General features: G+C 72.3%; 9 protein-coding genes. 3 read left to right on the plus strand and 6 right to left on the minus strand.

The annotated features are described in order from the left end of the window. Window positions 1–3: 3 nt before the first annotated feature. From ABFX46_RS32780 to ABFX46_RS32790, 3 genes are read right to left on the minus strand one after another with little or no spacing between them, the layout of a single operon-like run. On the minus strand, window positions 4–1299 hold the full coding sequence (locus ABFX46_RS32780) for a glycosyltransferase family 4 protein (RefSeq protein WP_346047790.1): 1296 nt from the start codon (window positions 1297–1299) through the stop codon (window positions 4–6). A 28-nt stretch (window positions 1300–1327) separates the two neighbouring features. Continuing rightward, window positions 1328–2569: a cytochrome P450 gene (locus ABFX46_RS32785; RefSeq protein WP_346047791.1), complete on the minus strand. Its 1242-nt coding sequence runs from the start codon at window positions 2567–2569 to the stop codon at window positions 1328–1330. 30 nt (window positions 2570–2599) lie between these two features. Further along, complete coding sequence (locus tag ABFX46_RS32790) at window positions 2600–3874, minus strand: cytochrome P450 (RefSeq protein WP_346047792.1); 1275 nt, start codon at window positions 3872–3874, stop codon at window positions 2600–2602. 347 nt (window positions 3875–4221) lie between these two features. Between ABFX46_RS32790 and ABFX46_RS32795 the strand changes: the two genes are divergently transcribed. Together ABFX46_RS32795 and ABFX46_RS32800 are read left to right on the plus strand one after the other, a co-directional pair. Beyond that, window positions 4222–5859, plus strand: coding sequence for an ABC-F family ATP-binding cassette domain-containing protein (locus tag ABFX46_RS32795; RefSeq protein ID WP_346047793.1), 1638 nt, complete (start codon window positions 4222–4224; stop codon window positions 5857–5859). Window positions 5860–5941: 82 nt separating this feature from the next. Next, window positions 5942–6943 carry a hypothetical protein gene (locus ABFX46_RS32800; protein ID WP_346047794.1) on the plus strand — a complete coding sequence of 334 codons (1002 nt, stop codon included), beginning with the start codon at window positions 5942–5944 and terminating at the stop codon, window positions 6941–6943. Here ABFX46_RS32800 and ABFX46_RS32805 read toward each other — a convergent pair. The 3 genes from ABFX46_RS32805 to ABFX46_RS32815 form a co-directional block, all read right to left on the minus strand. Further along, window positions 6940–7959, minus strand: coding sequence for an MBL fold metallo-hydrolase (locus ABFX46_RS32805; RefSeq protein WP_346047795.1), 1020 nt, complete (start codon window positions 7957–7959; stop codon window positions 6940–6942). The two genes, ABFX46_RS32800 and ABFX46_RS32805, sit on opposite strands and share 4 nt — an antisense overlap. A gap of 41 nt (window positions 7960–8000) precedes the next feature. Beyond that, window positions 8001–9158, minus strand: a complete 1158-nt coding sequence (locus ABFX46_RS32810) for a steroid 3-ketoacyl-CoA thiolase (protein WP_346047796.1) — start codon at window positions 9156–9158, stop codon at window positions 8001–8003. Window positions 9159–9277: 119 nt separating this feature from the next. Next, window positions 9278–10522 (minus strand): cytochrome P450, encoded by a 1245-nt coding sequence (locus ABFX46_RS32815; protein ID WP_346047797.1) that lies wholly within the window; start codon window positions 10520–10522, stop codon window positions 9278–9280. Window positions 10523–10860: 338 nt separating this feature from the next. Here ABFX46_RS32815 and ABFX46_RS43775 point away from each other — a divergent pair. Continuing rightward, window positions 10861–11026 (plus strand): SCO2583/SCO2584 N-terminal domain-containing protein (locus ABFX46_RS43775; protein ID WP_487046972.1); only part of this gene is annotated, 166 nt, incomplete at its 3' end.

Raw genomic sequence — 11026 nt, forward strand, 5'->3', positions numbered from 1 at the left:
CCCTCAGTTGCCCCCGGCGGCCAGCCGCCGGTAGTTCTGCTGGGTGATCGCGGCCCGGTAGTGCTCGACGGTGGCCTGCGCCACGGCAGGCCAGGCGAAGCGCTCCTGGACGCGCGCGAGCCCCGCCGCACCGGCCTTCGCCCGCTCCTCGGGGGAGTCGTGCAGGCGGTGCAGGGTCGCGGCCAGCTCCTCCACGTCGCCGGGCTGCACGAGCACGCCGGCGTCGCCGACGACCTCGGGCAGCGCGCCGGCGCGGCTCGCGACCAGCGGCGTCCCGGACGCCATGTGCTCCACGGCGGGCAGCGAGAACCCCTCGTAGCGGGACGGGACGACGGCGATCTCCGCCGACGCCAGCAGCTCGCCCAGCTCGCCGTCGCTGATGCCGCTGACGAACCTCACCCGGTCGCCGAGCGCCAGTTCGCGCACGAGCTTCTCGGTCGGGCCGTCCTTCTGCGGCTTGCTGACGACGATGACGTGGACGTCCCGCTCGGTGGCGACCTTGGCGACCGCGCGCAGCAGCACGTCCACGCCCTTGATCGGCGCGTCCGCGCTGGCCATCGCCACGATGCGGCCGGGGACGCGCTCGCCGCGCGGGTGGAAGATGCGGGTGTCGACGCCGAGCGGCAGGATCTCGATGTCGCGCGGGTCGACCTTGAAGTCCTTGACGATGTCGACCTTGGACGACTCCGACACCGTCAGCACCGGGCCGATGCGCCGCGACACCTGCGCCTGCATGGCGACGAACCCGTACCAGCGGCGCTTGCCGAGCTTCTGCTTGATGCCGCGCGCCGCCTCGATCTCGATGCGCCGGTCGACGCTGATCGGGTGGTGGATGCTCGTGACCAGCGGCAGCCCGAGCCGGCCGATGCCGAGGTTGCCGAGCCCGAGGACCTGGTTGTCGTGCACGACGTCGAAGTCGCGGCGGCGCCGCCTGAGCAGCCGCAGCGCCCGCATCGAGAACGTCAGCGGCTCGGGGAAGCCGCCCGTCTTCATGTGCGCGAACTCCAGGACGTCGACCCAGTCGCGGAACTCGCCGAGGGCCGGGGTGCGGAACGGGTCCTCGTCCCGGTACAGGTCCAGGCTCGGCAGCTTGGTGAGGGTGATCTCGTCCCGGTCCAGCTCGGGATACGGCTGGCCGGAGATCACCTCGACCCGGTGGCCGAGGTCGACCAGCTCCCGGCTCAGGTGCCGGAGGTAGACCCCCTGGCCGCCGCAGTGCGGCTTGCTCCGGTACGAGAGCAGGGCCACCCGCAGCGGACCCGAGGGCGATGAGCCGCCCGCCTCGCCTGCCTCAGCCACGCCAGACCCTGCCCACGGACCACTCCCGTCAGTCGAGGGACGCCGGACGCACGCGCACCGGCATCTCCTTAATGCCGTTGATGAAACTAGACCTTAGCCTGCGAACGTTACCGCTGAGTTCAATATTGGGCACCGTGTCCAAAAGTGTTTCGAAAAGCACACTCAGCTCGAGTCGGGCCAGATGGGAGCCCAGGCAGAAGTGCGGGCCGCCGCCGCCGAAGCCCAGGTGGGGGTTCGGGTCCCGGCCGACGTCGAACGTCCACGGGTCGGCGAACACGGCCTCGTCGCGGTTGGCGGACGAGTAGAAGACGACGACCTTGTCGCCCTCCCTGATCTTCTTGCCGCGGAGCTCGGTGTCCCGGACGGCGGTCCGCCGGAACAGGTTGACCGGGGTGACCCAGCGGACGATCTCGTCCGCCGCCGTCCGCACCAGCGCCCGGTCCGCGCGCAGCCGCGCCCACTGGTCCGGGTGCTCCAGCAGCGCGAGCATGCCGCCGGTCGCCGCGTTCCGGGTCGTCTCGTTCCCGGCGACCGACAGCAGCATGACGAACAGCTCGAACTCGTCCCCGGACAGCACCTCGCCGCCGGCGTCGGGCTGGAGCAGCCTGGTGACGATGTCCTCGCGCGGGTTCTCCCGCCGGTCGGCGGCCAGGACGTTGGCGTAGGCGTACAGCTCCGTCGCCGCCGCCTGGCCCTCCTCCGGCGTCCGCTGGAACTCCGGGTCGTCCCCGCCGATCAGCGTGTTGGACCAGGTGAAGATCTTCTCCCGGTCCTCCGGCGGGGCGCCCAGCAGCTCGCAGATCACGTACAGCGGCAGCGGTGCCGCCAGGTCGCGGACGAAGTCGGCGTCCTCCCCCCGCTCCACGGTCTCCGCGACGAGCCTGCGGCAGATGTCGCGGATGTGCTCCGCCAGCGCGCCGATCGCCCGCGGGGTGAACCCCCGGTTGACGATGCCGCGCTTGTGCGAGTGCTCCGGCGGATCCTGGTTGAGCATCATCATCCGCTGCAGGACGAGATGCTCCTCCGGCGGCTCGTCGAACAGCGCGAGCCGCTGCCACGACGAGAACACCTCCGGATGCCGCGACACGTGCACGACGTCCTCGTGCCGGGTGATCGCCCAGAACGGCGGGTAGTCCCGTTCGGGGTCGCCGTGGTGCCGGTGGACCGGATCGTGCTCGCGCAGCCACGTCAGCTGCTCGTGCGGGATGCCGCCGCGCTCGTACGCGCCGGGGTCGACCAGTTCGATGTCGGGAGCGGGGGTGGTGGTCATCGCCTCGAACCTCCTCGTCCGCAGACGCCGTCAGCCCCCCAGCGGGGCCGACGGTGTGAAGCTCACCGGGATCTCCTTGTAGCCGTTGACGAAGTTGGACCGGAGCCGGCGGGGCTCGCCGGCGAGCCGGATGTCGGGCATCCGCTCGAGGATCGTCTCAAAGATGATCCGCAGGTTCATCCGCGCGAGGTGGGTTCCGAGGCAGTAGTGCGGGCCGCCGCCGCCGAAGCCGATGTGCGGGTTCGGGTCCCGCCCCACGTCGAAGGTGTAGGGGTCCTCGAACACGCGCTCGTCCCGGTTGGCCGAGCCGTAGAACAGCACGACCTTGTCGCCGGCCTTGATCTGCGCGCCGCCCAGCTCGGTGTCGACGAGGGCCGTCCGGCGGAACTGGTTGATCGGGCTCACCCAGCGGACGATCTCCTCGACCGCCTTCGGCAGCAGGCTCCGGTCGGCGCGCAGCCGCTCCCACTGGTCGGGCCGCTCGAAGAAGGCCAGCATGCCGCCCGCGGTCGCCGTCCGGGTGGTCTCGTTCCCGGCGATCGACAGCATGATCACGAACAGCTGGAACTCCTCCAGGCTGATCCGCGAGCCGTCGGCGTCCGGTGTGAGCAGCTTGGTCACGATGTCGTCGCGCGGCGTCGACTCCCGCGCCGCCGCGAGCTGCCCGCCCCACTCGGCGAACTCGGCGGCGCACAGCGTCGACTCCTCGCGCCCGCCGATGAACTCGGGGTCGTTGAAGGCGACCAGCTTGTTCGACCAGTGGAAGATCTTCTCCCGGTCCTCCAGCGGCGCGCCGAGCAGCTCGCAGATCGTGTAGAGCGGCAGCGGCGCGGCGAACTTCTCCACGAAGTCGCACTCGCCGAGCGGCGCCGCCTCGTCGATCAGCTCGTTGCAGATCTTGCGGATGTGGTCCTCCAGCCGGCCGATCATCCGCGGCGTGAACCCCTTGTTCACGATGGCGCGCAGCCGCGTGTGGTCCGGCGGGTCCTGGAACAGCATCATCTGGCCGTACATGGCGATGTCGTCGGCGGAGAACTCCTCGAACATCGCCGTCCGCTCGTGCGAGGAGTAGGGGTTCGCGCGCCGCGACACCGACACCACGTCCTCGTGCCGCGTCACCGCCCAGAACCCCGGGACGCCCTCGTTGGGGTCCTGGTGCCAGTGCACCGGGTCGTTGTCGCGCAGCCACTGGAACTGCCGGTGCGGGATGCCCCCGCGCTCGTACACGCCCGGATCGATGACGTCGATCTCGGGTGCGCGGAACGCCCGCTCGGCGGAGGCGATGGTGGACGTCGCAAGAGCCATGGAACACCCTTCGTGCCGGGACGCGGCCGGTCCCTGAACTGAGCGCTTGCTTGGGAACAGATCTAGAACAGGTTCTAACATGAGACTGGAGTCTCATCAAGAGGCCGAGGGGCAAAGGTGACCTGGGTCGCACCCACCGCTCCCGGCCCGTCCCGGCTGATAGCGTGAGGGCGTGCTTCAGCAGCTCCTGTACCTCTGACAGGTCTCCGGACGGCCCGCCGCTCGCGTTGAGCGCGCCGCGGGCGGTCTGACGTTCGTCATCGGCCCCCCTTCCGCGGGGCCGTCAGTTCGAAGGCGCACCCGCTTCTCCCTTTCTCGGGACACGTGTGCCTCCGTCCGGAGGAAGCATGAACACCACCATCACCCTGCCCGCGCGCGCCCGCGCCCAGCTCGCCGCCGAGGGGATCCGCGTCGTGCGCGGCGGGCGGACCGTCCTGCGGGACGTGAACATGTCCGTCTCACCGGGGGCCCGCTGGGGCGTCGTCGGCGAGAACGGGCGAGGCAAGACGACACTGCTGCACGTGCTCAGCGGCGCACTGGTCCCCGATGAAGGCACCGTCAAGTGCGTCGGCACGTTCGGGATCGCCGAGCAGGCCATGTCCGCCGGCGGTGACGCCACGGTCGGCGAGGCCGTCGACCTGGAACTCGCGGACGCCCGTGCCGCGCTGCAGGCGTTCGACGAGGCCGTGCAGGCGATGACCGAGGGCCGTCCCGGCGCCGACGACGCCTACACCTCCGCGCTGGACGCGGCGGAGGCGCTCGATGCCTGGGACGCCGACCGGCGCGTCGACCTCGCCTTGGAGGCCCTCGGCGCGGTCACCGACCGCGGAAGGCGGCTGTCCGAGCTGTCCGTCGGGCAGCGCTACCGGGTGCGGCTCGCGTGCCTCCTGGGCGCCGAGCACGACTTCCTGCTCCTGGACGAGCCGACCAACCACCTGGACGCGGCCGGTCTCGACTTCCTCACCGCACGGCTGCGCGCCCACCCGGGCGGGGTCGTGGTCGTCAGCCACGACCGCGCGCTGCTGTCGGCCGTGGCGACGACGATCCTCGACCTCGACCCGAGCCGCGATGGCCGTCCCGCCGTGTACGGGGACGGGTTCGCCGGCTACCGCCAAGGCCGCGAGGCGGAGCTGCGCAGGTGGGAGGAGGAGTACGAGCGCCGGCGCGGCGAGCACGCCCGCCTCACCCGCGACCTGTCGGAGGCGCGGAACCGCCTGGTCACCGGGTGGCGCCCGGACAAGGGCACGGGCAAGCACCAGCGCGCCACCCGCGCGCCGGCGCTCGTCCGGGCCGTCCACCGGCGCCGGGACGACCTGGAGCGGCACGCCGTGACCGCGCCGGAGCCGCCGCGGCGTTTCAGCATGCCGGACCTGCCGTCCCGCCCCGGCGCGACACTGCTGGCGGCCGACCGCGTGCAGGTGGCGTCCCGGCTGCCGCACGAGGTGTCGGTCGCCCTCGAATCAGGTGCGCGCCTCGTCGTCACCGGTCCCAACGGCTCGGGGAAATCGACCCTCCTGGCCGTGCTGGCCGGACTGCTGCCGCCCACCCGGGGAACGGTGCGCCGAGCCCCGGACACGCGCGTGCGCCTGCTCGCCCAGGAGTCACCGCAGGCGGACGGTCGGCGTGCACACGAGGTCTTCGCCGCCCACATCGGACGCTTGACCACCACGGGCGCGCTCGCCGAGGCCGAGGCGGTGCCCCTGTCCGCCCTCGGCCTGCTGTCGTCCGCGGACGCGGGCAGGCCGGTGAGCGAACTGTCGATGGGGCAGCAGCGCAGGCTCGACCTGGCGATGGCCCTGGCGGCGCGCCCGCACGTCCTCCTCCTGGACGAGCCGACGAACCACCTGTCGATCGCCCTCGTGGACGAACTGACCGATGCGCTCCAGGCCACGAAGGCGGCCGTGGTCCTGGCGACCCACGACCGCCGGCTCCTCCGCGACACCGCGACCTGGCCCACCCTCCCCCTCGTCGGCCCCGGTCGGTGAACGCCTCAATCCGGGCGGACCGCAGGTCGACGTGATCACCCGGCGCTACGATGCCGCGGTGTTCGGAGCGAAAAGGCGAGCCTTGCCGGATATCTGCGCGGACCTCGTCGCGGCGGTCGGCCGCCGCGACGGGGCGGCGTTCGACGCCGCGGAGGCGGCGCTGCCGCGCGCCGTGCGGCGGGCGGACGGCGCGGAGATGACGCGGGCCGTCGCCGTCCTGCGGCCGGCGATCGAGGAGTTCGGCGTCGGCTCCGGAGGCGAGCTGGCGCGGCTGGCCGGCGGCCTCCTGGAGGTCGGCGCCGACCCCGGCGCCGTCATCGGCGTCCTCGCCCTCCACGGCGCCGAGGCTCTGGAGGCGGCGGTGCTGCTCCCGCCCCTGTGGAAGGGCCGGGGCGGCGTGGGGCGGCCGGACCCGCAGCGGCTTCCGGAGGTGCTGGAGCGCTGCGGGCCCGAGAACCGGCACGTCGTCGAGGCGTGGTTCGCGGCGGACGAGTGGGTCCGCGCGCTGCTCGTCCCGCTGCAGCGCCGCGAGGTGCGCGCCGCCCTGCCGCACCGGGAGCGGCTGCTGGCCGCCGCCCAGGCCGCGGCCGAGGTGGTGGAGGGGGCGTCGTTCCTCCCCGGTCTCCTGCGGGTGCTGGACGACGAGACCGTGGTCGTGCTCCACCGCGCGGACGGCCGCGCCTTCGAGGTGACCATCGGCGGCATCGGCGACAACTTCCAGTTGCACACGCTGCTGGCCCACGCCCTCATCGGCGGCGGCCTGCTGCCCGGGACCCCGCCGGAGCCGCGGTGGGTGGCCGCGGCGACCGACGGCGACCCCGAGCCGCGCGGCGGGATCCAGGGGCAGTTCAACCTCGTGGACGCGTTCGGCGAGTGGATCTGGAACGAGGGCGCGCCGGCCGACATCCCGCTGCTCGGCGGGCGCCGCGTGATCGTCGTCGACCCGCCCCCGTACCCGCGCGGCTGGAACGCGGGGCGGGTCTATCCGCTCATGGCGCCCTTGGCCAGAGTGGACCGCCCGCTCGGCGCCGCCGAGGCCGCCGAGTGGATGGGCCGGATCGCGCCGGATGCCTACGCGCGCTAGCGGAGGACGTAGCGGAGGGGGTCGTCGGTCCCCTCGCGGCGGGCCACTCCGCGGGTTTCGAGGGTGCGGAGGTGGGCGGCGGCCTCGGCTGCGGCCATGCGGCGGGCCTGCTGGGACATGCCGGCCCAGGGGTGGCGCCATTTGAGGCCCGCCGTGAGGTCCCACAGGGTGATCGCGGTCGCGGAGAGCAGCGCGGTCACCTCGGCCAGGCGCTCCTCGTGGTGGGCGATGATCTCCTGGGCGCGTTCGGAGAGGCCGTTGAAGCGGTACTGGTGCGCCGGGAGGACCTCGCCCACGGTCATGGCCGAGACCTTGTCGAGCGAGCCGAGGAAGTTGCTCAGCGGGTCGATGCCGGGGGTGTCGTACGGGTAGAGGCCGATGTGCGGGGTGATGCGCGGCAGGACGTGGTCGCCGGTGAAGATGCGGTCGCCGTCCTCCAGGTGGAGGCAGATGTGGCCGGGGGAGTGGCCGGGCGTCCAGACGGCGCGCAGGCGGCGGCCCGGGACGTCGACCAGGTCGCCGTCCGACAGCTCCCGGTCGGGGACGGCGGGCGGGGACACCTGGATCCGCTGGGACGGGCCGGCCAGGTCCGACTCGGCGGCGCCGGCGCGGCGCAGGGCGGTCAGTTCGAACTCACGGCGACCGCCCATGCCGGCGGCGTGGAACATGCGGACGATGTCGGCGTCCGCATGGTGCATGGCGATCCAGGCGCCGGACGTCTCGCGGACGCGGCCCGCGAGCCCCGAGTGGTCGGGGTGGAAGTGCGTGACGACCACGCCGCGGACGTCCGACATCTGGATCCCGAACGTGCCGAGGCCGTCGCGCAGGGCCGCCCAGGCGTCCTCGTGCTGCCAGCCCGCGTCGATCAGGACGGGCCCCTTCGGGCTCTCCACGGCGTACACGAGCGTGTACGCGAGCGGGTTGTCCGGGATGGGGACGGGAACGCTCCACAGCCCGCCGCCGAGGTCCTCAGGTTCCGGCTGCACCGAGACCGCCTTTCGCGCCTGGTCAAGCATGGGAATGCCCCGGCCACGGCAGCCGGGGCGGGTGGTCGGGGTCAGATCCGCTCGAGGATGGACGCCGTGGACAGGGCGCCGCCCGCGCACATCGTGATGAGGGCGGTGCCGGCGTCGCGGCGCTCCAGCTCGTGCAGGGCGGTCGTGATCAGGCGGGCGCCGGTGGCGCCGACCGGGTGGCCGATCGCGATGGCGCCGCCGTTGACGTTGACGGTGTCCATGTCCGGCTTGTGGACCGACGCCCAGGAGAGCACGACCGACGCGAACGCCTCGTTGATCTCGGTGATGTCGATGTCGTTCATCGTCAGCCCGGACCGCTGGAGGACGCGCTCGGTCGCCTGCACGGGGCCGTCCAGGTGGTAGTACGGCTCGCCGCCGACGAGGGCCTGGGTGCGGATGCGCGCGCGCGGGCGCAGGCCGAGGGCCTTGGCCTTCTCCTCCGACATCAGCAGGACGGCGGCGGCGCCGTCGGAGATCTGGGACGAGGTGCCCGCGGTGTGCAGCGCGTCCGGCATGACGGGCCGGAGGTTCGCGAGGCCGTCCGTGGTCGTCTCCCGCAGGCCCTGGTCGCGGGTCACCTCGCGGGTGTCGCCGGTCGGGTTGCCGTCGGCGTCCAGGACGGGCGCGGTGACGGGCGCGACCTCGCGCTCGAAGCGGCCGTCCGCCCACGCCTTGGCGGCGAGCTGCTGCGAGCGGGCGCCGAACGCGTCCAGGTCGGCGCGGGTGATGCCGCGCCGGGCGGCGATCCGCTCGGCGGCCTCGAACTGGTTCGGCATGTCGAGCGACCAGTCGTCCGGGCGCGGGTTCGCGGGCATCACGTTGGTGCCGAGCGGCGCGCGGCTCATCACCTCGACGCCGCAGCCGATCGCGACGTCCACCACGCCGGCCGCGATCTGGGACGCGGCGAGGTGGACGCCCTGCTGCGAGGACCCGCACTGCGCGTCGAGCGTGGTGACGCCGGTCTGCCAGGGCAGCCCCGCGTACAGCCAGGAGTAGCGGCCGATGTGCCCGCCCTGCTCGCCGGCCTGCGTGACGCAGCCGGCGAAGACCTGCTCCACCTCGGCGGCGTCGATGCCGGACCGCTCGACCAGCGCGTTCAGCGCGTGCGCGAGGACGGCCATCGGCTTCATGCCCGCGAGCCATCCGTTGCGCTTACCGAGCGGCGTGCGCACCGCCTCGACGATCACCGGGGTACCCATGCGGTCTCCTTCTAGAACACGATTCACCTTTGAATGTAACGTGTTCTAACTTTGCCGGGGAGGGGCGGGTCCCGCTGAGAGGGATCGGTGCCGGGTCGGCACCGGCTCGGTGCCCGGGCTCAGTACCGGACGCGCAGCTCCTTGATGCCGTTCAGCCAGGCGGAGCGGAGCCGGCGCGGCTCGCCCAGCCGGGTGATGTGCGGCATCTGGTCGGCGATCGCGCTGAACATCAGCCCGATCTCCAGGCGGGCCAGGTTCGCGCCGATGCAGTAGTGCGCGCCGGTGCCGCCGAACCCGAGGTGCGGGTTGGGGTCGCGCGTGACGTCGAACGCCATCGGGTCGGTGAAGACGTCCTCGTCGAAGTTGGCGGAGCTGTAGTACATCGCCACGCGGTCGCCCGCCTTGATCCGCACGCCGCCCAGCTCGGCGTCGCGGACGGCGGTCCGCTGGAACGCGGTGACGGGCGTCGACCACCGGACGACCTCGTCCGCCATGGTCTCGGGGCGCTCGGCCTTGAACAGCTCCCACTGGTCCGGGCTGTCCATGAACGCGATCATCCCGTGGGTGATCGCGTTCCGGGTCGTCTCGTTGCCGGCGACGGCGAGCAGGATCATGAAGTAGCCGAACTCGTCGTCGGACAGGCCGCGCCCGTCCACGTCCGCCTGGACGAGCTTGGTCACGATGTCGTGCGCGGGGCAGCCGCGGCGCTGCTCGGCCAGCCCCATCGAGTAGCCGATGATCTCGGCGGCGGCGCAGGCCGGGTCGTCGTTGTACTCGGGGTCGTCGTAGCCGAGCATCTTGTTGGACCAGTCGAACAGCCGGCGCCGGTCCTCCTGCGGGACGCCCATCAGCTCGGCGATCGCCTGCAGCGGCAGCTCGGCCGCGACCTCGGTGACGAAGTCGCCCTCGCCGCCGCGCCGGCGCGCCTCGGCGACGATCCGCTCGGCGCGGTCCTGCAGCGCGTCGTGCAGGCCGTTGATGACGCGCGGGGTGAAGCCGCGGGAGACGATCTTGCGGAGCTTGGCGTGCTGCGGCGGGTCCATGTGCAGCAGCAGGTTCTCCCGCTGGACATCCAGCTCCTCCGCGCTGAACGTCTCGTTGAACCTGATCACGGCGCCGTTGGCGTTGGACGACCACTGCTCGTGGTCGCGGGAGATCTCCTTGATGTCGGCGTGCTTGCTGATCACCCAGAAGCCGTCGTCGGCGAACCCGGTGCGGCCGCGCGGCTGCTCGTTCCACCAGGGCGCGCCGGTCCGGCGCAGCAGCGCGAACTCGGCGAGCGGGATGCGCTCGGCCATGAGGTCCGGGCTGGCGAAGTCGAAGCCGGCGGGGACGGCGGCGGTCTCCGAAGCGGTGGTGGTCATGCGCGGTACCTCCCGATGTCACAGCGCTTGCCGTCACCGTAGAACCGGTTCCAGGGCAACTTCAAGAGCAAATGAGACTCAAGTCTAATCTTTCGTCTCCATCAATCGGTTGAGTGATGACCCGCCAGTCATCATCGTGCCCATCTGGCAAAATGCGAGCACTGATCTCCGCTGCCACATGCGGTCGTCGACATCAAGGGGCCGTCTAGTGGGCTACCTCACGCAACCGGGCAGGTTTAGCTAGAACGTGTTCTAGAAAGGGGCGTGCGCGGCCGTCGGACGTGTCGGGGGCGTCGACTAGCCTGGGTGCCCGACAGCCCCCGCGCCGGAGAGCCCCCATGGCCGCAGATTTCGACGAGCCCGTGTTCGATGAGGAATTCGTCAGGAGCGCCGCGTTCACCGAGCCGTCCGCGCGCGAGCGCGCCCGCCCGCCGAGCCGCCGCGACCGGCGCCCGTCCCGCCGCGCCGCCCGCCGGGACCGGCGCGGCGGGGCCGGCCCGCTGC

This window comes from Actinomadura chokoriensis, from assembly GCF_039529475.1.
Classification (GTDB): domain Bacteria; phylum Actinomycetota; class Actinomycetes; order Streptosporangiales; family Streptosporangiaceae; genus Spirillospora; species Spirillospora bangladeshensis.

What these genes read in the sequence shown, in the direction of transcription:
- ABFX46_RS32785 (WP_346047791.1), bottom strand. Translation starts at nt 2,569, where the DNA reads ATGACCACCACCCCCGCTCCCGACATCGAACTGGTCGACCCCGGCGCG.
- ABFX46_RS32810 (WP_346047796.1), bottom strand. Translation starts at nt 9,158, where the DNA reads ATGGGTACCCCGGTGATCGTCGAGGCGGTGCGCACGCCGCTCGGTAAG.
- ABFX46_RS32790 (WP_346047792.1), bottom strand. Translation starts at nt 3,874, where the DNA reads ATGGCTCTTGCGACGTCCACCATCGCCTCCGCCGAGCGGGCGTTCCGC.
- ABFX46_RS32805 (WP_346047795.1), bottom strand. Translation starts at nt 7,959, where the DNA reads ATGCTTGACCAGGCGCGAAAGGCGGTCTCGGTGCAGCCGGAACCTGAG.
- ABFX46_RS32795 (WP_346047793.1), top strand. Translation starts at nt 4,222, where the DNA reads ATGAACACCACCATCACCCTGCCCGCGCGCGCCCGCGCCCAGCTCGCC.
- ABFX46_RS32815 (WP_346047797.1), bottom strand. Translation starts at nt 10,522, where the DNA reads ATGACCACCACCGCTTCGGAGACCGCCGCCGTCCCCGCCGGCTTCGAC.